The sequence below is a fragment of the Williamsia sp. z34 genome, assembly GCF_059553395.1.
This window is the reverse complement of record NZ_JCANWW010000008.1, coordinates 209541-232410: the sequence shown is the minus strand read 5'-3', so window position 1 is coordinate 232410 and position 22870 is coordinate 209541. Positions and strand designations below refer to the sequence as shown.

Here is a 22870-nt window from a genome sequence, read left to right as displayed (position 1 = left end):
CGCCAAAAGTTGCTCCTATGTCAAGCGGCGGCGGTCTGAATGGCTCGTGGTTGGGGCGCAGTGTCGGTGATCAGGCGTTGATAGACGGTGCGGACCAGGCGGCGTCGGAGTGCTCGGAGGGCTGCGGTGGTGGAGTCGCCGGCGGCGCGGCGTTTGCGGTAGTAGGTGTAGCCGTCGCTGTCTTCGAGTCGGGTTTGGGTCAGGGCGATGCGGTGCAGGGCGGTGGTGAGTTGTCGGTTGCCGCAGCGCGGTAGCCGGACGCGGCCGGCGGTGTTGCCGGACCAGACCGGGATGGGGGCGGTGCCGGCGTAGTTGGCGTAGGCGTCGGCCGAGTGGAAGCGGGCGATGCCGGCGGTTTCGCCGACGATTTTGGCTGCGGTGAGTTCCCCGCAGCCGGGTAGCTGTAGTAGCGAGGGAACCAGTTCGCGGACTCGTTTGCCGATCTCGGTGGCCGTGGTGTTGATCCGGGTGGTCAGGGAGATGATCTCGTCGAGTTCTTCGCGGGCGATGTCGGCCAGCAGTCCGGTCTCGGTGGCCAGCTGTGCGGCGAGGATCTGTTGGTGTTTGTGCATGCTCAGCGAGCGTGGTTTGGGGGCGTAGGCGGGGTTGATTTCATGGACTCGCCACAGCAGTCGGTTGATTGTTGAGGTGCGTTGTGCGACAAACACTTCGCGTCGATCGACTAGTAGACGTATCTCGCGGGATCGGGGGTCGGCGCCGGCGGCGGGCAGGTTCGGTTCGCGCAGCACTGCCCGCGCGACGGCCAGAGCGTCGATGGGATCTGATTTGCCGCGGGTACGTGCCGAGGCACGGGTGTGGGCCATCATTTTGGTGGGTACCCGCACGGCGGTCTGGCCGGCGGTGAGTAGGTCGCGTTCGAGGCGGGTCGACATCTGTCGGCAGTCTTCGATGCCCCAGAGCAGGTCGGTACCGAACTGGGTGTGGGCCCATCGCATCGCGGCATGATGGCCGGCGGTGGTGGCCGGGGCGGTGAGTTGGCCTAGCTTTTTGCCGACGGGATCGACGGCAACAAATGTGTGTGAGCTCTTGTGTACATCGACTCCAACTACAACCATGGTGGTTGCCTCCTGATTTCAGAAACAGGGACCAGGGACGGTTGGGCCGGTCGGTGGGCAATCCTCAGTTGGGGGCGTTGCCACGCTCCTATCAAGCCACATCGGCCGGTCCTTCCCACCTGGTGTTGGCATAACTTTTGCAAGACCAGACATGCGCATCAATGCGATGCCGGCAGGCACATCAAGAGCCAAACACCAGGTGACCAGGACCCAACCACCGCTCAGGCGGCAACACAAGAGTCACACTGAGGGCACATCATCGGGGTGGGTCAGGCCAGGCCAATATCGATGATCGGCTGCCGGGCCGGGTCGAGCCACTGGACGATCTGGCGCATGACATCGCGGTCGATCGCGACACAACCCCACGTGGGCTCACCGTTGGTGACATGCAGAAAGATGCCCGACGCGTATCCGTCGACGCGCTGTGGATTGTGCGCGATGTTGACGACGTAGTCGTAGACCTCTCCGGTGGCGAGGATGTTCTCGCTGTCGCCGCCGGGATTCTCAACCTGCCGGACGTGGGTGTTGTAGGTCGGTGACCCGGGCAGGGCGTCCCACCAATCCTGCTCATCGGCCTGGAAATACGGCATCTTGGTGCCGGGATCGGGCTGGTTGCCAAAGGCCTGGTCCAGGGCGAAAGTACCCATCGGTGTCCGCCACACACTGTCCCTGGGTATGCCGATGCCCTCGGCGCCGAGATGGGCCTCGGTGGGTGCGATGACCTGAATCCACGTCCCGGCTTCGTCGCGTTCCCAGGCGGTCAGGGTTGCCACGGTGTCGTAGATCGACTGGGAGGTCACCGTGATCATCTGGGTCGACGTCGGGAACGACTCCGGCGTGAGTATCTCGTCGGCCTGCGCCGAGACCGGGACGACCATCGCAGCGACAACAACACACGCTGCAGCCAGTGACACCACTGGCCCCATCAACATCTTTGACAACTTCAGCACCTGCTGATTATGCCAATTCGTAAGCCAAAGCACGTATCGGTGCGATTACGGGACTGCACTAATCTGGTCACTGCCGACCCGACGCGCACTCCGCTCCCGGGGCCGGCACCGATGAAGAGAGTTCGAGGGTTTTCATGCCGCTTGCCGTGGGCACCATTTTTGCCGGCTACACAATCGAGCGCCTACTGGGCGCCGGTGGCATGGGTGAGGTGTATCTGGCCAAGCATCCCCGGTTGCCACGGTCGGATGCCCTCAAGATCCTGCCCACCTCACTGCCCGGATCCAGTGCCGCGTCCGACGAGAACTACCGACGCCGGTTCGTGCGCGAGGCCGATCTGTCGGCAAAACTCTGGCATCCGAACATCGTGGCCGTACACGACCGCGGCGAGTACCTGGGTCAACTCTGGATCAGTCAGGATTACGTTCCGGGCACCGACGGCGCCGAACTGCTCGCCATCTACCCCACCGGCGTCCGACCGGCCCTCTGCCTGCAGATCATCACCGAGGTCTCCGCGGCTCTCGACTACGCCCACCACCAGGGACTGCTGCACCGCGACGTCAAACCCGGCAACATCATGCTCACCGACGCCACACCACACCGCGTCATGCTCACGGACTTCGGCATCGCCCGCCCGATCGCAGATGTCGGCGACCTGACCACCGCCGGGGTTTCCGTCGGCACGGTCGCCTACTCCGCGCCCGAGCAACTCCGCGGTCTGCCGGTGGATGCACGGGCCGATGTCTACGCCCTCGGATGTACCGCCGTCGCGTTGCTCACCGGCGCTCCCCCCGGATCCGGCCGTGAGCTCCCCGACGGTGTCGCTCCAGTCATCGACCGGGCCCTGGCCCCTGCGCCCGCAGACCGCTATCCCACCTGCGGACAGTTCGCCCACGAACTCGCGGCCGCACTGAACCTGCCGGACGCGCCGCCCGCGGAGACGTCCGCACCCGACGCACATGCCGCACACCCTGCGCCAATGCACCTCGGGTTGCCCTCGGTCGCACCGCGCACCCGGAACGGACCACCACAGGAACCCGAACGGCAGGCCTTCGCCGCTCCCGCTCCGCCACCCACGCGGCAGTACACGTCCGCGCCGCCTGCCCCGCAACCACCGCACGACCCACCCCCGCCACAACAGGCACCGCCGAGCGGTCCCCGTTCTCGGACACCCTGGATCATCGCCGGCATCGCCGCAGTCGTCGCGCTCGCCCTGGCAGTGATCGCCACAGTCGTGTTCTGGCCCGACGACAACACCAAAGCGGCAGCCACCGCGAACACCACAACCGAGACCGTCACGGCGACCACGCAGGTGCCGCCGACACAACCGACCCCGCCGTCCGATCTCTCGGCGACCGCCGAGTCGGTGACCCCGACCACCAACCCGGCCGATCTCGGTCTCTCGGTGCCGATCAGCACACCCGCGTGCGACGGCACCGCGATCGTTGTGGTCGCCAACGCCACCAACCCCAGGACCTACCACGACGAGATCACGCGAGCACTCGACAAGCATCCTGGCGCGCAGTACCTGCGCACCGACCTATCGTGCCCGTCCCTGCGTCCCCAAGACGACAACGGAAGGCTCATCTACGCCGCCTATGTTGTTGTCGGTCAAGGTAAATCAGACCTATGTGAAGCATTGGCCGACTACCCCGCCAACCGGTACGGCAAACTCCTCGACACCGTGAGCGACCCGGATACCAACATCAAACGAAACGACTGCTGAGCCACACCGAGCACCAAAAGCCCTACGCCCCACCCGTTTTTGCACCGGCCACCGGCAATAAGCCGAGTCCGGTACGAAAACAGGTGGGCGGCAGCCAGACTCAGTACGCTCCCGCCCCCGGCGCGAATTCCTCCAGCATCTCGGTGACCAGAGCGGCAATCGGCGACCGCTCGCTGCGGGTCAACGTCACGTGGGCGAAAAGTGGGTGGCCCTTGAGCTTTTCGATCACCGCGGCCACACCGTCATGCCTGCCGACGCGGAGATTGTCGCGCTGCGCGACGTCGTGGGTGAGCACCACCCGCGACCCCGAACCGAGACGCGAGAGCACCGTCAGCAGCACATTGCGCTCCAATGACTGCGCCTCGTCAACGATCACAAAAGAATCGTGCAGTGAGCGACCCCGAATATGGGTCAGCGGAAGGACTTCGAGCATGCCCCGGCTCAGCACCTCTTCGATCACCTCGGTCGATGCCAACCCTTCAAGGGTGTCGAACACGGCCTGCGCCCAGGGTCCCATCTTCTCCGACTCGCTGCCGGGCAGGTAGCCGAGATTCTGGCCGCCGACGGCGTAGAGCGGCCGGAAGACGACAACCTTGCGCTGGGTACGCCGTTCGAGCACGGCCTCGAGACCGGCGCACAGGGCCAGCGCCGATTTGCCGGTACCCGCCTTGCCGCCCATGGAGACGATGCCGACACTGTCGTCGAGCAGCAGATCGAGCGCCACCCGCTGCTCGGCGCTGCGCCCACGTAACCCGAATACCTCCCTATCGCCGCGCACCAATTGCACCTGTTTCTGCGGGTTCACCCGGCCCAGGGCACTGGAACTGTTGCCCAGCAACCGGATCCCGGTATGGCAGGGCAGGTCCCGCGCGGTGTCGAGGTCGACAACACCCTCGGCGAACAACGTGTCGATCACCGCGGAGTCGACGTCGACCTCCGTCATCCCGTTCCACCCCGAGGCCACCACGTCCTGGGCGTGGTACTCATCGGCGGCCAGACCCACCGCACCGGCCTTGACGCGCAGCGGGGTGTCCTTGGACACCAACACGACGTCTTTGCCCTCGGCACGGAGATTCAAGGCGCACGCCAGGATTCGGGAATCGTTGTTGTCGGTACGGAAACCGGCCGGCAGGACCGCCGGGTCGGTGTGATTGAGCTCGACCTGAAGGGTGCCACCAACAGTGCCGATGGGAATCGGTTGATCGAGTCGCCCGAACTCCAGTCGCAGATCGTCGAGCATGCGCAATGCTTCGCGAGCGAACCAGCCCAGTTCGTGGTGGTGGCGTTTGCCTTCCAATTCACTGATGACAACCAGCGGAAGAATTACGTGGTTCTCAGCGAAACGTGTTGCCGCCCAAGGGTCGGACAACAGCACGGAAGTATCGATGACATACGTACGGGCGTCGCGTGCGGTCACGAAGGGCTCCTCGGTCTGGGTGGCACCACTCAGACATGTGTTGCGGCCGGTCCGGTTCTGATGTCAGCGGCCAGGTGCTGCTGTCACGAGGACCGGGGCCGGTCCCCTCGTACTCACGTGAGCAAGTCAACGATCGAACCTCCCGGACGAACCGCTTCCCCGCGGCCCGTCAAACGTCAAAGTACGCCCAACCCGGCGTGTCGGCGAGGTGGAGACAGCCCGTGTCCGTGAATAATCGGTTAACTGCTCCGCTGGCGGATCGGTCGGGTTTCGACGTCCCGACCACCCCAGGATCGCCGCCTCAGAACCAAAAACCCCGCTCCACCGCAGCGATACTGCGGGTTGGAGCGGGGCTGGTGGATCAGTTGAACGAATTACCTACCGGCCGGCCGCGGTCAGCACCCGACGGCGTGCCGCCTCGCTGGCCTCGTCGAGACCGTCAAGGGATTGCAGCTTGAGGTCGTCGACCAGTGCGGTGGCGACGAACGTCACGGCATCGGCGTTGAACGGCGCGATGATCTCGAGGTCACCGAAGTCGTCGATGTCGGCGCCGATGAGTTCGAGTTCGGACAGCGCCCGGTCGACGGCCTTGACCAGCTCGGTCACGTTGGCATCGACACCGGCGTTGAGGAAGTTGGTGAACGTCTTCGCCTGAACGCGGTCGTCGTGCACGATCTTCTCCAGGATCCCCTTCAGGACGTCACTGTCGGATGCCTCGAGAAGCTTCTCGCCGAACGACACACACTGCAGCTCATGCACCGCGAGCAGCGCGAGCACGTCGAGGATCTCGTAGTCGGTCACCGACGCGGATGTCTGCAACTTGCCCTTGGTCATGTGGTGCAGGCGCAGGGTCTCGGCGGCTTCCGGATCCATCAGACGCGACACCACGAGGTAGTCCCGCAGGGCAATCGCGTGGCGGTTGTCCTCGGCGGTCCACGTGCCGATGACCTGCTGCCAGGCTCCGAAGATGGACGCCTTCTGCGCCATCAAACGGTGGTAGGACGGCATGTTGTCCTTGGTGAGCAGCAGGGCCAGCACCGCTTTGACGACGTCGTCGGGCAGCGGGGACGGCCGATTGGGGTCGAAGTCCTCGCCACCGAGGAAAGCGAAGTTCTTGCCCTCGGCCCACGGCACCCAGTCATGCGGGTTCCACGCCACCGCCGCGGCGTTGTGCTCTTCCATGATTTCCGGGATCGCCTTTTCCAAGGCGTAGAGCAGTTCGTCCTGGGTCAAATCATTCACCCCGACAGCCTAGAGGTCGATTCGCGATATGCGAAACCGCTGGCCAGAACAAGAAACCCACCTCTACCGGCCGGAACCAACGGGTGGTTCCGGCGCGAAGAGGTGGGTTCGTGTGGTGGTGTGCAGGCTCAGTGCTGGGTGCTGAGCAGGCCCCAGTCCTCGAGTCCCTCGTAAAGCGGGAAGTCGAGGGCCAGCTGTGAGACACGGGCCCGCAGCGCCGAGACGTCCGCGCCCTGCCCGGCAGCCAGTGCGGTACCGATGATGTCGGCGACCTCACGGAACTGCTCTTCACCGAAGCCGCGGGTGGCCAGCGCAGGTGTACCGATCCGCAGTCCGGAGGTCACCATCGGCGGACGCGGGTCGAACGGCACGGCGTTGCGGTTGACGGTGATGCCGACCTGATGGAGCAGGTCTTCGGCCTGCTGGCCGTCGAGGTTGCTGTGCCGCAGGTCGACCAGGACCAGGTGCACGTCGGTGCCACCGGTCAGCACCGACACACCGGCCTTGGACACGTCGTCACCGTTCAGACGCTCGGCCAGGACACGGGCACCGTCGAGGGTGCGCTGCTGGCGCTCCTTGAACTCCTCGGTGCCGGCGATCTTGAGGGCCACGGCCTTGGCGGCGATGACGTGCATCAGCGGACCGCCCTGCTGGCCCGGGAACACTGCGGAGTTGAGCTTCTTGGCCCACTCCTTCTTGGCCAGGATGATGCCCGAGCGCGGGCCACCGAGGGTCTTGTGGACGGTCGAGGACACCACATCGGCGTACGGGACCGGCGACGGATGCAGTCCGGCGGCGACGAGCCCGGCGAAGTGGGCCATGTCGACCCACAGGTGCGCACCGACCTCATCGGCGATGGAGCGGAACGCCGCGAAGTCCAGCGTCCGCGGGTACGCCGACCAGCCGGCGACGATGACCTTCGGCTTGGTGTCGAGGGCGACCTTGCGGACCTCGTCCATGTCGATGCGGAAGTCTTCTTTGCTCACGCCGTAGAAGGCGTTCTCGTAGAGCTTTCCGGAAAAGTTCAGTCGCATGCCGTGCGTGAGGTGGCCGCCGTGAGCCAGGTCGAGGCCCAACATGGTCTCGCCGGGCTCCATCAGCGCGGCCAGGACAGCAGCGTTGGCCTGCGCACCGGAGTGGGGCTGCACGTTGGCGAACTCGGCACCGAACAGCTCTTTCGCCCGGTTGCGGGCGATGTCCTCGACAACGTCGACATATTCGCAGCCACCGTAGTACCGGCGGCCGGGGTAACCCTCGGCGTATTTGTTGGTCAGCACACTGCCCTGGGCCTGCAGGACCGCGCGCGGAACGAAGTTCTCCGACGCGATCATCTCCAGGGTGTCGCGCTGACGGGTCAGCTCGCCATTCATCGCGGCCGCCACATCCGGGTCTAGCTCAGCCAGGGATGCGGTGTTGACGTCGGTCATTTGTCTCCTTCAGACGCTGCTGCGCGGGCGAATCGGCACGTTCAGTGTAAGAGACCCGGCGGACAACCCTCACATGCCCTATTATTCGCCACTCCGGTCCGGGTGTCCGGCGGCCAACTCGGCCCGCAGACGCCCCGGTGTCAGCGGCTCGTCGAGCAACCGGCCGAAGCGCGAGAGCCGCTCATCCGGTGCAGCGGCGTCCAGCCAGGTTGCCAGGAGCCGATAGCCCTCGACGTAGGTACTGATGTAGGCCCGCCACAACGGCGACGACAGGAACCGCAGCATCTGCCGGGCCCGTTCATCGGTGGCCAGCAGCCAGGTCTGCAGATACGACGCGACCGTGTCCTGGTCGGCGCCGCGGTCGTGCAGAAGCAGCGCCGCGTCCTGGCGCACGCCGAGCAATCCGGCGGTGGCCTTGCCGATGGCATCGGCCCGCTCCCCGTCGAATCGCAATCCGAGGTCGGCGTAGATCTCCTGCGCCCAGCGCCCCCAGCCTGGCCCGATCGCGGCGCCGAGCGCGTGGTCTGCGAGCCCTTCGGCCATCAGGCACTGCGGGGTGTTCACCAGGAAGATCGACTGCTCGACCTGGCCGGAACCGACCAGCAACTGCTCTTTACGACAGTGTTCGGTGTGATGGCCCGGATAGGCCTCGTGGGCGATGAGGTGTGGCAGCGACGACATGTGCTGGGTGAGATCGCCGTTGATGGCCACCTTCGACCGGTAGTCGCCGAGGTAATAATTGAACCCCGACCACGGCTTGTCACCGACCACCTCGAAGTCGACGATCTCGGACTCGGGCAGCGAGTAGGTTCCCCGCACCCGTTCCCTCAGTGCACTGCTGAACGCCGAGACCACCTCGGCCACCCGGTCCGGCGGGATCTCTTCGCCCCGTTTGTGCGCGGCATAACGCTCTGCGAGGTCCCCCGATCCCGGAAGCAGCTCATCCAGCTCGGCGTGGACGCGGCGATAGGTGTCCGGATCGCCCATGGTGATGTCGACGTCGAAGTAGTTGCGGACCTCGTCGACGAACCCGATGTCATCCCCCGCGAACTTTCGGGCCGAACATTCGAGCGCCCGCAGTGCCGACTCGATGAACTCGGTGCGTATCTCCCCCAAACCGGCGCCGGGGAGTTCCTTGCGCAGCGAAGCCGCCTGATGGGCAAGATCTCTCGGATCGGGCGCCGAGGCGTTCTCGACCTCGCGACGCAGCGCCGGATCACCGGTGAACGCGTCGACGAAACCCTCTTCCAGACGATCAAATGCCAGGCCCAACCGCAGATACCGCGACGTGATCGCTTCGTTGTGCATGGGGTCAAACGCTACCGAAGTGACCCCGGAGTTGTTGTCCTCGGAGGCATTCGCAAGGATGATCTCCATGCTGCAGGTCCCACGGATCGAAAGTTGACATGTCACGGATAACCGAGCCGAGTCCGTATATCGAACTCGATCGCCGTCAGTGGCGAGATCTGCGCCAATCGATGCCGATGGTGCTGACCGAGAGTGAGCTGCGCGAATTGCGTGGCCTCGGCGAACAGATCGATCTGACGGAGGTCGCGGATGTCTACCTGCCGCTGTCCCGTCTGATCCACCTTCAGGTCGCCGCCCGGCAACGGTTGTTCGCCGCGACGGCCACCTTCCTGGGCGAACGCAAACCCGAGCGGCAGGTGCCGTTCATCATCGGCGTCGCCGGCAGTGTGGCCGTCGGCAAGTCGACCACCGCACGCGTGTTGCAGGCGCTACTCGCCCGCTGGGAATCGCACCCCACCGTGGACCTGATCACGACGGACGGATTCCTCTACCCCACCGCCGAGCTCGAACGTCGCGGGATCATGCACCGCAAGGGTTTCCCCGAGTCCTACGATCGCCGCGCACTGCTGCGATTCGTGACCGAGGTGAAGTCAGGTGCTCGCGATGTGTCGGCGCCGGTGTATTCGCACGTGTCCTACGACATCGTCCGCGGGACCAAACATCATGTGCGGCAACCGGACATCCTCATCGTCGAGGGACTGAACGTGCTCCAGACCGGAGCCCGGCTGATGGTCTCGGACCTGTTCGACTTCTCGATCTACGTCGACGCCCGCATCGAGGACATCGAAGACTGGTACATCACCCGGTTCCTGGCCATGCGGACAACCGCATTCGCTGATCCGAACTCACACTTCCACCACTACTCATCACTGAACGATGACCAGGCATTCCTGGCCGCCCGCGACATCTGGAACGGCATCAACCGGCCGAATCTGGTGGAGAACATCCTGCCGACCCGCCCCCGGGCGACGCTGGTGTTGCGCAAGGACGCCAATCACGCGATCAACCGGGTGCGTCTGCGCAAGATCTGAGAACCACGGGGGGTTCTCAGAGCAGGGAAAGCCTCGCGCTCACTTGCCGAAGCGGCGGCTTCGGGCACCGTAGTCACGGAGTGCGCGCAGGAAGTCGACGCGACGAAACGCCGGCCAGTAGGCGTCGGTGAACCAGATCTCCGAGTACGCACTCTGCCAGAGCAAAAAGCCCGAAAGGCGTTGTTCGCCAGAGGTTCTGATCACCAGGTCGGGGTCGGGCTGACCGCGGGTGTAGAGATTCTGGTCGATGGCCTCGACGGTGACCGCATCGACAAGTTCTTCGGGTGAGTCCCCGGCGGCGATCCGGTCGGCCAGCAGCGAACGCACCGAGTCCACGATCTCCTGGCGCCCGCCGTAACCGACGGCCACATTCACCGTCGGGCCGACCCGACTAGCCGTCTGCTGTTCGGCGGCCTTCAGCCGACTCGACACCTCGACCGGCAGTTGATCAAGGGCACCAACAACTTTCACCCGCCACGGCTGCCCGGGCGCGGAGATCTCTTCCACGATGTCCGGGACGATCTCCATCAGCGCGCCGAGTTCTTCGGTGCCGCGGCTCAGATTCTCGGTCGAAAGGAGGTAGATGGTGACCGTGGAGATGTCGAGTTCACTGCACCAGGTGAGGACCTCGGCGATCTTCTGCGCTCCGACCCGATGCCCATGATTGACGTTTTCGAACCCGGCCTCGCGAGCCCAGCGACGATTGCCGTCACAGATGATCGCGATGTGACGAGGAATACGTTCCGGATCGAGATAGTGGGTGAGCCGACGTTCGTAGACCCGGTACATGGGTCCACGCATGGCGTCGGGAATCAGCTTCACTGGGTACACCTTACGCGGCGTGGAGATCGGTCGATGCGTACCTAAGTTACCGTAGATCGTGGTCTCCTCCGAACTCGCACGACTCGCTGAACTGAAGCCGCGGATGCGCGGCTGGATTCACCTGTACGCCGGCTTCACCGCCATCGTCACCGGCATCGTCCTCGTCGCCGTCGCGTGGGCGATGGTCGGCCCGATGGCGGCTCTGGCCTGCGGTATCTATTCCCTGACGGTCTGCGGGGTGTTCGGGGTCAGCGCCACATACCACCGGGTCGACTGGACCACCGACGTCGCCAAGATGTGGATGAAACGGGCCGACCATTCGATGATCTTCATCTTCATCGCCGGCAGCTACACTCCGTTCTGCGTGATCGGACTGAAGCCACCCACACAGATGGTGGTGCTGATCATCGTGTGGGCCGGGGCGCTGGCCGGGGTCACCCTGAAAATGCTCTGGCCGACCTCGCCGCGCTGGCTCGGTGTGACGCTCTACGTCATCCTGGGCTGGACGATCGTCGCCGTCGCCCCGACACTCATCGACTCCGTGGGCGGGACCGTGGTCGTGCTCCTGGCCGTCGGCGGATTCTTCTACACCGTCGGCGGCGTCCTCTACGCGACGCAGTGGCCCAACCCGTGGCCGAACACCTTCGGTCACCACGAGTTCTTCCACGCCTGCACCGTCATTGCGGCGCTGGTCCACTACGTCGCGGTCTGGCTGGTGCTGTTCAGCTAGCGGCGGACGGGGCCTTGGCTGCCGAAAGTGTCTGCACCACAGCCACCGTGGCATCCCAGTCCATGCACTTGTCGGTAACCGACTGGCCGTAGGTCAGCACCTCGGCGTCCGGCGATTGCGCACCCGCGACGAGGAAGCTCTCCAACATCACACCGCTGATGCCGTGCTGCCCACCGACGATCATCTCGGCGATGTCGGTGGCGACCACGGCCTGCTGGAGGTGGTCTTTGCCCGAATTGGCGTGCGAGCAGTCGACCATCACCAGTTCGGGCAGACCGGCCTTGGCCAGTGCGGTGAGGGTGGTGTTGATCGTGTCGACGGCGAAGTTCGGTCCCGACGTCCCGCCCCGCAGGATCACGTGGCAATCCTCGTTGCCCTCGGTCTCGACGATCGCGCCGCGGCCGAAGTCGTCGACACCGAAGAAGACATGCTCGGCGGCGGCGGCCTTGACTCCATCGACGGCAACCTGGATGTTCCCGTCGGTTCCGTTCTTGAATCCGATCGGCATCGACAGACCCGATGCCAGCTGGCGATGCACCTGGGACTCGGTGGTCCGGGCGCCGATCGCACCCCACGCCACGGCGTCCGCGATGTACTGCGGGCTCGTCGGTTCGAGGAACTCACATCCGACGGGCAGACCGAGGTCGATGATGTCGAGGAGCAACGCGCGGGCGGTCCGAAGTCCACGCTCGACGTCGAACGAACCGTCCATCCCCGGATCGTTGATCAGGCCCTTCCAGCCAACGGTGGTACGGGGCTTTTCGAAGTACACCCGCATCACGATCTTGAGCCGATCGGCATGCTCGACGGCCAACGGGGCAAGGCGTCGTGCGTAGTCCAGGGCGGCCACGGTGTCGTGAACCGAACACGGTCCGACGATGACCAGCAGTCGGTCGTCGCGTCCGGCGAGGATGTCGGCGATCTCGTCCCGATCGCGCTGTACGACGGCAGCGCGGCGGTCGGTCAACGGCAGTTCGGCCCGGACGATGTTCGGTGACGGGATCTCGCGGAATGCGCGGATGCGGCGGTCGGACGTCTTGGGTCCGACCATCGTCGCCTGCTCAGCCTGGGGGGTGATGGATTCGCTGGTCATGATGCGTGCCTTCCTGATTTCGGCGAGCACCTGCACTCATGGAACCGGTGCCCTGACAAAGAAAAAAGCAGCGACCATGGTGGTCACTGCTCGGGGCTCCGGGTGTTGGCGCGCGTTCAGTACAACGCAGTATCGGCGGCTCCACCCGGAGCCTCGATAAAGCGCCAATAGGCACCAGCACAAATGTTCACGTCGGCGAATGTAGCACGGTGGCCGCCTACCGCCCAAAACGCCTGACCACGAGCTGTCCGGCCCGTCACGGATGACCGCGATCGATCACCCGGGACAGCACGATGATGCTCTCGGAGTGGTCGACGGTCTCGGCGGCGCGGATCCGTTCGAGAGCCACCTCGAGGTGCTGGACATCGCGCGCGACCACCCGCAGGATCGCGTCGGCCGGACCGGTGACGGTGGCGGCACTGACCACCTCGGAGATGTGTTCCCACGATTTGGCGAGGATGTCCGGCGCAATGGTGCCCCGGCAGAACACCTGGACGTACGCCTCGGTGGTCCATTGCAGCGCTGCCGGATCGGTGACGACGGTGAATCCGCGGATCACACCGGACGAGACAAGCCGGTCGACGCGCCGTTTCACGGCCGGCGCGGAGAGCCGTACGGCCTCCCCGATCTGCGCGTAGGTCTGCCGCGCATCCCGGGTCAGGCAACCCAGAATCGCCTCGTCGATCTCGTCCAGCTCAGCCACCGGTCGACCTCTTTTCGCCTCACGCAACAGATCCCCCTATTGTGCCAGATCGCGCAACAGATGGCTGGCGTCAAAGCAACGGACGCAGATTGATTGCGTCACAGCGAGTTCCTACGATCAGTGAGTGACCATCAGCGAGATCGTCGCGTCGGCGCGGCACATCGCCATGGTCGACGACTTCGCGGCACACAACTATTCACCACTTCCCGTCGTCGCGGCCACCGCCGACGGCGCCTGGATCACCGACGTCGAAGGACGCCGCCACCTCGATTGCCTGGCGGGCTACTCGGCGATCAACTTCGGCCATCGCAACCGGGAGATCATCGCCGCCGCCACCGACCAGCTCGGCCGACTCACTCTGACCAGCAGGGCCTTTCACTCCGATCGCCTGGGACCGTTCTGCCGAGACCTGGCCGCACTCTGCGACAAGGAAATGGTGCTGCCGATGAACACCGGCGCCGAGGCGGTGGAGTCGGCCATCAAGGTGGCCCGCAAGTGGGGCACCGACGTCAAGGGCGTACCGGCCGGTCAGGCATCAATTGTGGTGGCGGCCGGTAACTTCCACGGCCGGACCACCACCATCGTGAGCTTCTCGGATGACCCGACCGCCCGCAGCGGCTTCGGGCCGTTCACCCCCGGATTCCGCATCGCTGCGTTCGGTGACGCCGCGGCGATGGCCGCCGCCATCGATGACACCACCGTCGCGGTGCTGATCGAACCCATCCAGGGTGAGGCCGGTATCGTCGTCCCACCGGATGGCTACCTCGCCGACGTTCGTGAACTCTGCACGGCCACAAACGTTCTGATGATCTGCGATGAGATCCAATCCGGTCTGGCCAGAACCGGAACCACCTTCGCCTGCGACCACTGGGGCGTGGTGCCGGACCTGTACACGCTGGGCAAGGCGCTGGGCGGAGGTGTGCTCCCGGTGTCGGCGGTGGTCGGCGACAGCGACATCCTCGGGGTACTCCATCCGGGCGAACACGGCTCCACCTTCGGTGGTAACCCGCTTGCCGCCGCGGTCGGTTCGACGGTGGTGCACATGCTGGGTACTGGATATTGGCAGGACCGGGCTGCCACCCTGGGAACCCATCTCCACGAAAGACTCCGGGCGATGATCCCTCACGGCGTCACCGAGGTCCGAGGGCTCGGCCTATGGGCAGGCGTCGACGTCGATCCGGCGCTCGGTACGGGCAAGGACCTCTCCAAAAAGCTTGCCGAGCGCGGTGTCCTGGTCAAGGAAACCCACGGCAGCACCCTGCGCTTTGCCCCACCGATCGTCATCACCACTGACGAAATCGATTGGGCCATGGATCAAGTCGAGGCCACCCTCCACACCTGACCCCCGCCGAGCGTGCCGAAATCACCGTCGACCGTGCCGAAAATGACTGCACGCCTGCAACTTTGGCACGCTCGGCGGCCAGATCGGCACGCTCGACGGTGATTTCGGCACGCTCGGCGGCCAGATCGGCACGCTCGGCGGTGATTTCGGCACGCTCGGCGGTCAGGCGAGTTGTGCGGCGAGTCCTTCGGCGGTCGTCACCGGGAGTCCACACACCGATCCGCGGCAGACGTAGGCAGCCGGTTCACCATTCACCGGGGGCCGTCCGGTCAACAGCGGCTGGGAATCGACGACTCCGCCGACGACGATCGCACCGCCCGGTGCTCGCCGTCGCGCTTCGGTGAGCAGTCCGGTGGAGTCCGCGTCGGGCTGGGACACGGCGACCTGAAGCGGCCCGGCCAGCCACGCGGACGTGACGGCCAGCCAATGCCCGGCCGATCTCGGCAGCTTTGCCAGCAGCACGCCACCACGGGTCAGGGTGTCGTCGGCCAGCGCCAGGTAACCGTCGGCACCGCGTGGTGTGCGGTCGACCGGGGCCAGCGGCGCGGCGGTCAGCAGCGCCTCGGCCACCAACGAGGTGCCCGCCGGTGTTGCACCGTCGATCGGGTCCCGCGGTCGGGTCAGCAAGGCGTCGGCGTCCGATCCGGCGTCGTACCAGGAGCCCGACACCTCCGGATCGGCAAACAAATCGATGGTGCGGTCCAGGAGGTCGAGACCGCGGTCTCGCCAATGCTGTTGTCCGGTCACCTGATAGAGCGCCAGCAGTGCGGTGACCAGTGCGGCGTGGTCGTCGAGCATCGCCAGCGGCTCCCCGGCCACACCGTCGAGCGACGACCGTCGCAGGCGACCGCCGACCTCATGCCGCGCGAGCAGTTCTCCGGCGCACCAGGTGGCCAGGTCGATCCAGTCCGGACGACCGAGTCCGGCGCCGGCTTCGGCGAGCGCGGTGATGGTCATGGCATTCCAGCCGGTCACGACTTTGCCGTCGATACCGGGCTGCGGCCGGGACGCCCGCGCGGCCGACAACCGGGTGCGCACCGATTCGAACCGGTCGATGTCGTCGGGATCCGCGCGCAGTTGCAGGGTCGAGGCGCCGTCTTCGAAGGTGCCTGCGGCGGTCACGGTGAACAGTTGCGCCGCCCACTGTCCGTCCTCGGCACCGAGTACGTCGATCAACTCCTGCGGCGTCCACACGTACGTCAGTCCCTCGCGGCCGTCGGTATCGGCGTCCAGGGCCGAGGCGAAACCGCCGACGACCCTGAGGTCGCGGTCCAAGAATCCGATGGTCTCCTCGGTGACCTTCTGCGCCAACGGATCTGATGTGGTGCGCGCCAGATGCGCGTACACCCTGAGCAGTTGCGCGTTGTCGTAGAGCATCTTCTCGAAGTGCGGGACGACCCAGTCCTGGTCGACCGCGTATCGGGCGAACCCACCGGCGAGCTGATCGTAGATACCACCGCGGGCCATCACCGCCGCGGTGCGTTGCGCCGCCTGAAGGCCCCTCGGGTCACCGGTGCGCTCCGATTCACGGATCAATCCTTCGAGCAGTGCCGACGGCGGGAACTTCGGCGCGCCACCGAATCCGCCGTACTCGCGGTCCTCGTCCTCCAGGACCTTGGTCACCGCGTGTTCGAGCAGCGGGCTGTCGATGGCGAACTCGGGATCGGGCAGGCCGGCAGCGTTGGCGGCGAGTTGCTCGGCGACCGCCGACCCAACCCGGTGAACCTCATCACGTTTGGTGTTCCACGTCTCGGTGATCGCATCGAGAAGCTGGACGAACGACGGCAGACCGTGCCGCGGCACCGACGGGAAGTAGGTGCCGCAGTAGAAAGGCTCGCCGTCCGGCGTCAGGAAACAGGTCATCGGCCAGCCACCCTGGCCGGTCATCGCGACGGTGGCGTTCATATAAATCGCGTCGATGTCGGGCCGCTCTTCGCGGTCGACCTTGATGCAGACGAAATGCCGGTTCATCACCGTGGCGGTGGTGGGGTCCTCGAACGACTCGTGCGCCATGACGTGGCACCAATGGCAGGCCGCATAGCCGACCGACAACAGGATCGGTACGTCACGCTCGCGCGCCCAGTCCAGCGCGTCGGCACCCCATTGCTGCCAGTGCACCGGATTGTCGGCGTGCTGGCGCAGATACGGACTTGTCGCCTCAGCGAGACTGTTGCTGTCTCGGGTCACCATCGGTCCCGTCGTCGGCGGCCTGATCGTCCTCAGGATGGTCCCAGTCGAACTTCTTCGGCAGTTTCTTGAGGTGCCGGTTCATCGACCAGATCAAGAAAACCGTTCCGACCAGCAGCAGAACGACAACCAGCAGCCCCAGCGGGGACGCCTTGCCGAACTCCGGGCCCTCGGGGGCGGCGAGTATGTCGGTCAACTGTGCTGCGGCATAGGTCATGTTCATCCGACAACCTCCTCATCAGCGGTGATTCCGGCGAAGAGATCGGTCTCGGGGATCGCGGTCTTCACGCGGGTCTTCGCCAGCTCGAACTCTTCGGTCGGCCACAGTCGCTGCTGCCACTCCATCGGGACCGCGAAAAAGATGCCATTGGGGTCGATCTGCGTGGCGTGGGCCAACAGCGCCTCGTCGCGCTTGGGGAAGTAGTCGCCGCAGGTCACCTGCGTGGTGACCCGGCCCATCGTGTTCCCGCGCTCGGGGTCCCAGTTCGCCAGCCACTCGGCGAAGGGACTCTCCTTGCCGATTTTTGCGTACTCGTCAGAGAACAGGATCATCCGGTCGCGGATGAATCCGTGGGTGTAGTAGATCTTCGACACCGCCCAGGGCTCCCCGGCATCAGGGAACTGTTCGGGATCGGCAGCGGCCTCGTAGGCGGCCATCGACACCTCATGGTCACGGATGTGGTCGGGGTGCGGGTACCCGCCGTGTTCGTCGTAGGTGATCATCACGTGGGGCTTGAACTCCCGGATCACCTTGACCAGCGCCTCGGTCGGGATCTCGAGCGGGATGGCCGCGAACGAGCCCTCGGGTAGCGGCGGTTTCGGATCCCCTTCGGGCAGGCCCGAGTCGACAAAGCCCAGCCACTGCTGGCGCACACCGAGCGCAGCCGCCGCCTTGGCCATCTCTTCGCGACGCACCTCGGGTAGGCGCTCGACGATGCCCGGCAGGTCCATCGCGGGATTGAGGATGTCGCCGCGCTCGCCACCGGTCAGAGTGACCACCAGGACGTCATTGCCCTCGGCGGCGTACTTGGCCATCGTGGCCGCGCCTTTGCTGGACTCGTCGTCGGGGTGCGCATGCACCGCCATCAGTCGTAGTCCGCCCACGCGATTTCCTCACCTTCACAACAGATCGGTATTCGGGTTCAATACTCCCACCGTCCGGACGGACCATGGCGCACCGGTACCCGGTTCTGCCTCCATGGTAGGTATGAACACATGACAAGCCCTCGCACACCACCGTCGGGGCGCTACCCCACCGACCGTTCACCACGCTCCCGCCGCGTGTGGTCGATAGGCCTGACTGCCCTGGTCATCGCCCTGGGCGTGCTCATCGCGTGGGTCGGTTACAACAACTTCTCCGACCCCGACATCTCCGGGGAGGCCACCGGCTACGAGATCCTCGATGACACGAGTGTTGAGGTGAAGTTCACAGTCACCCGCAAGGATCCCGAGGTCCCGGCCACCTGCATCCTGCGTGCCCGATCCCTGGACGGTAGCGAGACCGGTCGCCGCGAGGTGTACATCCCGGCGTCCACCGAATCCCGTTTATCGATGTCGGAGGTCGTCAACACCTCGGCCGCCCCGGTGGTCGGCGAGGTCTATGGATGCAGCAAGAACGTCCCGGAATATCTCGTCGCACCGTGATCTGAAACCACCGCTCCCGGTCGTTCGGTCGACCGACAGCGGTATCGGCCCGCGACCGGCTCACCTGCACACATGCTCGATGTCTACGTTTCGATGCCTTTCCGTGACTAACTTTCCCGCCGCCGATCGCGACGGACCAAGTGGGTCGGCAACGGAAAGGATGAATCGATGAAAAAGACTGTGGACAGGCTCTTTTCGACGACCGTGTCGTCGGCCCGTACCTGGGTGGCCGTGGGTGCGGCCACGGTACTGATCACCGGCATCTCCGCTTGCTCGGACTCCGACGACGACGGGGCCGGAGCAAGCAGTCCGACGTCGTCCACATCCTGGGCCTCGAGCGTCACGGAGATGCCGGGGACGACACAACCGGCCGGCCGGACAGAAACCGTCACCGTGCCACCACCCGTCACGATCGATCCGAACGATCCGATCGATCCGAACGATCCGGGCGGCAACCCGGATCCGGACGACAACTCCTCATGCGATCCCGACAACTCTGCCGCCATCATCGACGCCGCGATCGGCCAGATCGACCCGCCGGTACCCGATGGCCGATGGGTTCCGGCGGAGAACAACTTCAGTTGCGCCGGCTTCACCTATGTCGCTCTGGCAACCGAGGGCGGCACGGTGTCGTCCCCCTACCAGTTGGCCTTCTTCTACGACGGTGCACCTGTGGGCACGGGGTGCAACCTCTCGTACCAAACCGTCACCGGCGCCGACGACAGTGAGGTGTTCGTCACCTACCGGTACATCGTCGGCCATGAACCCAATGCAGATCCGCAGGGCCAGGTCGATGTCAGCTACCGCTGGACCGGTTCCGGAGTGGAGAGGATCGGCGCACTGCCCGGGGCATTGACACCGAATGGGTGCTGATCGCCCATAATCGGCACCCATGACATCCACGAACCAGTCTGGGCAGCCGGACTCGCTCACCGCCAAGGGAACGAGTCCGGCGTTCGCCACCATCGCAAGTCCGTACTATCCGATGCTCGTCGGTCTCTTCGTCGGCGTGATGATGATCAGCAACATCACCGGCACCAAGGGTGTGGTGCTGTTCTCCGACCTCCACTTCGACCTCGGTCCGCTGTCCATGGACGGACTGGTGACCGACGGCGCCTTCTACCTCTTTCCTCTCGCCTATGTCCTCGGCGACGTGATCAGCGAGGTCTATGGCTTCCGGGCGATGCGACGCACCATCCTGGCAGGTTTCTTCGTCCTGCTGATCGCCTCCTTCTGCTTCTGGCTGACCATCAAGCTGCCTGCCGCGGAGTTCTACGACGGCCAGGAATCATTCGAGACCGTCGCCGGTGTGCTCCCCCAGTTCCTGGCAGCCGGCCTGGCCGGATATCTCGTCGGCGAGTTCCTCAACTCCTGGGTCCTGGTGAAGATGAAGGCGAGGTCCGGCGAGAAGCACCTGTGGGCCCGCCTCCTCGGTTCCACCGTGGTCGGCGAGTTCTTCGACACGCTGGTTTTTTGCGCGATCGCGGCCAGTGCGCTGGGCATCTCGACGTGGTCTGATTTCCTGAATTACGCACTCATCGGCTTCATTTGGAAGACGCTGGTCGAGATAGCGATCATGCCGTTGACGTACGCGGCCATCAGGTGGCTCAAGAACCGCGAACCGACCTACCGGGCCGAGCCGTCCCAAGGGGCATAATTGTGTAGGAATTGGGGATCCGTACACGTCACCTGGTAGTCTGGGCTGATACACGGTTCCGGAAGGGGCCGTGTTGCTGTATTTAACGAGAGGGAGTGATCGAGCATGACCGACACCGAGGTGACCTGGCTTACCCAGGAGTCCCATGATCGGCTCAAAGAGGAGCTCGACGCGCTCATCGCGAACCGTCCGGTGATTGCCGCCGAGATCAACGAGCGGCGCGAAGAGGGAGACCTCAAAGAGAACGGTGGCTACCACGCTGCCCGTGACGAGCAGGGCCAGCAAGAGGCCCGCATCCGACAGCTCCAGGAGCTCCTCAACACCGCGAAGGTCGGCGAGACACCCACCCAGTCCGGTGTGGCTCTGCCCGGTTCTGTCGTGAAGGTGTACTACGACGGCGACGAGTCCGACACCGAGACATTCCTGATCGCCACCCGCGAACAGGGATCGTCCGAGGACAAGCTCGAGGTGTACTCGCCGAAGTCACCGCTGGGCGGCGCGCTCATCGACGCCAAGGTCGGCGACACCCGCAAGTACACCGTGCCCAGCGGCGCCACCGTCTCGGTGACGCTCGTCAGCGCGGAGCCGTACCACAACTAGACCCCCCGCAAATGGTGGCTTCTGGCAGCCGAACCCGCAGGTCGGGGTTCGCCGGAAGTCACCATTTTTGGTTTGTGGCCTTGTGGGTACACCGCATCCATGACTGATTCGACCAGCACCGCCCGACGTATCGCCGAGCTCGCCGAAGCGCACCCGGAGTACACCGCCATCGCGTTCGACAACGACGGCAAGATCATCGACTGGAAGACCACCGGCGACTGGGTCAACGGGTCGCACGAGGGCGAGCGGCTCCACGTCGTCGAAGGCGACGACCTCAACGAACAGTCGGTGCAGGCGCGCCTCGACACTTAGACCGGATACGCAACAAAAGGTGACGTCCCCCGATCGGGGGACGTCACCTTTGGGTTGTCAGCGATATCAGCGCGGAAACAGGCGCCGACGCTTCGAGGTGGTCGGCGCCGACAACAGACCGGCCTCGAGATCGGCGCGTAGCTGTCCGACCGTTTCAGCCGAATCGGACTTGTTGGTGCCGATGAAACCGGAGGGTCCGCGTTTGATCCATCCGGTGACATAGACGCCGGTCATCGGGGTGCCGTACTGGACGACCCGTCCTCGATCGTTGGGGATGACACCGCGTGCGCCGTCGAAGGGCAGTCCGGGCACCGCGACACCCTTGTAGCCGATCGATGTCAGCACCAGCCCGGCCTCGACCGTCTCGGTCTCCCCTGTCGATTCGATCCCACCCGTGCCTGGATCGAGCTGATTGATCCCGAACTTCACGCCGGCGGCCGATCCGTCCGCGTCGGCGACGATCTCCTGCGGCGACCGCAGGAAGCCGAACCTGATCACCGGCCCCGATCGTGATGCGCGCTGGGACAGTTCGGTCAGTAGTGCGAGTTTGGCCGCGATGGTGTGGTCGTCCGGCGGACCGAAGGAGGTCAGCAATTCCGGATCGACGGTGACATTGGCCCCACGGTCGGCCAGTCCGACCAGTTCGGGCAACGTGAATGCGGCATGGGCCGCGCCCCGGCGCCCGACGACACAGACCTCTTCGACCTTCGAATTGCGCAGCGCGTCCAACGCCCCCGGCGAAATCGAGGTCGAGGCAAGGGCTTCAGGATCAGTGGTGAGGATCCGGGCGACATCGAGCGCGACGTTGCCGTTACCGATCACAACCACCCGCCGATGCGAGAGGTCGAAGTCACGATCGACAAAATCCGGATGGCCGTTGTACCAGCCGACGAATTCCGTTGCGCTGGCGACGTTGTCCAGACCGATGCCGGGGATCTCAAGCCGTCGGTCCGTTTTCGCACCACCGGCATAGATCACGCCATGGAAATCGCGGCGCAGATCGTCGAGCGCGACGTCTCGCCCGACCTCACAGTTGAGCATGATGTCGAGGCGATCATTACGTGCCATCTCATCGAACAGCGCCATCACCTTGCGGGTCGAAAGGTGATCGGGCGCAACACCATAGCGCGCAAGACCGAAGGGTTTGCCGAGGCGTTCGTACATCGTGACGTACACGCCCGGATAACGCAGCAACTCGTCGGCCGCGTACATCGCCGACGGCCCCGTCCCCACGATCGCAACGCGGATGTCGCCGCCGCCCGGCACCGCGATCGGTTTGGGTTTGCTGATGGGCGCCAGTGGCAGACGTAGCTTCTCGTCGACCGGGAAACGGACCGGCAACGGCGACACCGTGTCGTAGTGGGCCGCGTTGATCTCGAGATACCGCTCGTCCTGCGGGTCGATGCGATGACCGGGGACAATCGCACCCACGGGGCAGGCACTGACGCAGGCTCCACAATCGACGCAGGTGGACGGGTCGATGTACAGCATCTCCGAGGTCAGAAAATCGGGCTCGTCCGGCGTGGGGTGAATGCAATTGACCGGGCAGGCGTAGACGCATGAGGCGTCGGCGCAACACGCCTGGGTGACAACGTGCGGCACGGG

The 22870-nt window shown here is 65.0% G+C and carries 21 protein-coding genes and 1 pseudogene; 9 read left to right on the top strand and 13 right to left on the bottom strand.

All coding sequences use genetic code 11. The features are described 5' to 3' along the window. Positions 1–20 precede the first annotated feature (20 nt). Positions 21–1076, bottom strand: coding sequence for an IS110 family RNA-guided transposase (locus AC51GT_RS20290; protein WP_496323328.1), 1056 nt, complete (start codon positions 1074–1076; stop codon positions 21–23). A gap of 269 nt (positions 1077–1345) precedes the next feature. Beyond that, the gene (locus AC51GT_RS20285) at positions 1346–2026 is read right to left on the bottom strand and encodes a L,D-transpeptidase family protein (RefSeq protein WP_496329958.1); all 681 of its coding nucleotides are present in this window, start codon (positions 2024–2026) and stop codon (positions 1346–1348) included. A 134-nt stretch (positions 2027–2160) separates the two neighbouring features. Here AC51GT_RS20285 and AC51GT_RS20280 point away from each other — a divergent pair, with 134 nt between their 5' ends. Further along, positions 2161–3750 (top strand): serine/threonine-protein kinase, encoded by a 1590-nt coding sequence (locus AC51GT_RS20280; RefSeq protein ID WP_496329957.1) that lies wholly within the window; start codon positions 2161–2163, stop codon positions 3748–3750. A 100-nt stretch (positions 3751–3850) separates the two neighbouring features. Here AC51GT_RS20280 and phoH2 read toward each other — a convergent pair whose 3' ends face one another. The 4 genes from phoH2 to AC51GT_RS20260 form a co-directional block, all read right to left on the bottom strand. Then, positions 3851–5167 carry an RNA 5'-3' helicase PhoH2 gene (gene phoH2 / locus AC51GT_RS20275; RefSeq protein WP_496329956.1) on the bottom strand — a complete coding sequence of 439 codons (1317 nt, stop codon included), beginning with the start codon at positions 5165–5167 and terminating at the stop codon, positions 3851–3853. 378 nt (positions 5168–5545) lie between these two features. Beyond that, a complete protein-coding gene (locus tag AC51GT_RS20270) occupies positions 5546–6409 on the bottom strand; it encodes an acyl-ACP desaturase (RefSeq protein ID WP_496329955.1) in 864 nt (287 codons plus the stop codon). Between the two features lie 128 nt (positions 6410–6537). Further along, positions 6538–7836 carry a serine hydroxymethyltransferase gene (gene glyA, locus AC51GT_RS20265; RefSeq protein ID WP_496326162.1) on the bottom strand — a complete coding sequence of 433 codons (1299 nt, stop codon included), beginning with the start codon at positions 7834–7836 and terminating at the stop codon, positions 6538–6540. Between the two features lie 81 nt (positions 7837–7917). Further along, a complete protein-coding gene (locus AC51GT_RS20260; RefSeq protein WP_496329967.1) occupies positions 7918–9144 on the bottom strand; it encodes a DUF885 domain-containing protein in 1227 nt (408 codons plus the stop codon). Between the two features lie 98 nt (positions 9145–9242). On the opposite strand from AC51GT_RS20260, the gene coaA reads away from it, so the two are divergent. Then, a complete protein-coding gene (coaA, locus tag AC51GT_RS20255; RefSeq protein WP_496326163.1) occupies positions 9243–10175 on the top strand; it encodes a type I pantothenate kinase in 933 nt (310 codons plus the stop codon). A 39-nt stretch (positions 10176–10214) separates the two neighbouring features. On the opposite strand, the gene AC51GT_RS20250 is transcribed toward coaA, so the two are convergent. Next, positions 10215–10997, bottom strand: a complete 783-nt coding sequence (locus tag AC51GT_RS20250) for an isoprenyl transferase (protein ID WP_496326164.1) — start codon at positions 10995–10997, stop codon at positions 10215–10217. A gap of 103 nt (positions 10998–11100) precedes the next feature. Here AC51GT_RS20250 and trhA point away from each other — a divergent pair, with 103 nt between their 5' ends. Continuing rightward, positions 11101–11727 (top strand): PAQR family membrane homeostasis protein TrhA, encoded by a 627-nt coding sequence (gene trhA, locus AC51GT_RS20245; RefSeq protein WP_496329966.1) that lies wholly within the window; start codon positions 11101–11103, stop codon positions 11725–11727. Here trhA and AC51GT_RS20240 read toward each other — a convergent pair. Beyond that, positions 11720–12820: a 3-deoxy-7-phosphoheptulonate synthase gene (locus AC51GT_RS20240; RefSeq protein ID WP_496326165.1), complete on the bottom strand. Its 1101-nt coding sequence runs from the start codon at positions 12818–12820 to the stop codon at positions 11720–11722. The two genes, trhA and AC51GT_RS20240, sit on opposite strands and share 8 nt — an antisense overlap. Before the next feature lie 256 nt (positions 12821–13076). Next, on the bottom strand, positions 13077–13523 hold the full coding sequence (locus AC51GT_RS20235; RefSeq protein WP_496326166.1) for an Lrp/AsnC family transcriptional regulator: 447 nt from the start codon (positions 13521–13523) through the stop codon (positions 13077–13079). A 166-nt stretch (positions 13524–13689) separates the two neighbouring features. Between AC51GT_RS20235 and rocD the strand changes: the two genes are divergently transcribed. Then, entirely contained in the window at positions 13690–14865 is a 1176-nt protein-coding gene (gene rocD / locus AC51GT_RS20230) for an ornithine--oxo-acid transaminase (protein ID WP_496329965.1), read from the top strand. A 162-nt stretch (positions 14866–15027) separates the two neighbouring features. Here the strand turns inward: rocD and AC51GT_RS20225 are convergent, their stop codons facing one another. The 3 genes and pseudogenes from AC51GT_RS20225 to mca form a co-directional block, all read right to left on the bottom strand. Further along, entirely contained in the window at positions 15028–17055 is a 2028-nt protein-coding gene (locus AC51GT_RS20225) for a thioredoxin domain-containing protein (protein WP_496329954.1), read from the bottom strand. Further along, positions 17054–17275, bottom strand: a pseudogene (locus tag AC51GT_RS20220) (hypothetical protein); the annotation flags it as partial. The gene AC51GT_RS20225 and the pseudogene AC51GT_RS20220, both read right to left, overlap by 2 nt. Next, positions 17272–18138 carry a mycothiol conjugate amidase Mca gene (gene mca / locus AC51GT_RS20215; RefSeq protein WP_496326248.1) on the bottom strand — a complete coding sequence of 289 codons (867 nt, stop codon included), beginning with the start codon at positions 18136–18138 and terminating at the stop codon, positions 17272–17274. The gene mca and the pseudogene AC51GT_RS20220, both read right to left, overlap by 4 nt. A 129-nt stretch (positions 18139–18267) precedes the next feature. Between mca and AC51GT_RS20210 the strand changes: the two genes are divergently transcribed. The 5 genes from AC51GT_RS20210 to AC51GT_RS20190 all read left to right on the top strand — a co-directional run bounded on the left by AC51GT_RS20210 (position 18268) and on the right by AC51GT_RS20190 (position 21265). Continuing rightward, a complete protein-coding gene (locus tag AC51GT_RS20210) occupies positions 18268–18696 on the top strand; it encodes a DUF4307 domain-containing protein (RefSeq protein ID WP_496329953.1) in 429 nt (142 codons plus the stop codon). Positions 18697–18864: 168 nt separating this feature from the next. Then, positions 18865–19569: an LppP/LprE family lipoprotein gene (locus tag AC51GT_RS20205; protein ID WP_496329952.1), complete on the top strand. Its 705-nt coding sequence runs from the start codon at positions 18865–18867 to the stop codon at positions 19567–19569. A gap of 19 nt (positions 19570–19588) precedes the next feature. Further along, positions 19589–20353 (top strand): queuosine precursor transporter, encoded by a 765-nt coding sequence (locus tag AC51GT_RS20200; RefSeq protein WP_496329951.1) that lies wholly within the window; start codon positions 19589–19591, stop codon positions 20351–20353. 105 nt (positions 20354–20458) lie between these two features. Continuing rightward, a complete protein-coding gene (gene greA, locus AC51GT_RS20195) occupies positions 20459–20953 on the top strand; it encodes a transcription elongation factor GreA (RefSeq protein ID WP_020108804.1) in 495 nt (164 codons plus the stop codon). A 99-nt stretch (positions 20954–21052) separates the two neighbouring features. Beyond that, entirely contained in the window at positions 21053–21265 is a 213-nt protein-coding gene (locus AC51GT_RS20190) for a hypothetical protein (protein ID WP_496326171.1), read from the top strand. A 66-nt stretch (positions 21266–21331) separates the two neighbouring features. Here AC51GT_RS20190 and AC51GT_RS20185 read toward each other — a convergent pair whose 3' ends face one another. Beyond that, a complete protein-coding gene (locus AC51GT_RS20185; protein ID WP_496329950.1) occupies positions 21332–22867 on the bottom strand; it encodes a 4Fe-4S binding protein in 1536 nt (511 codons plus the stop codon). Positions 22868–22870 lie beyond the last annotated feature (3 nt).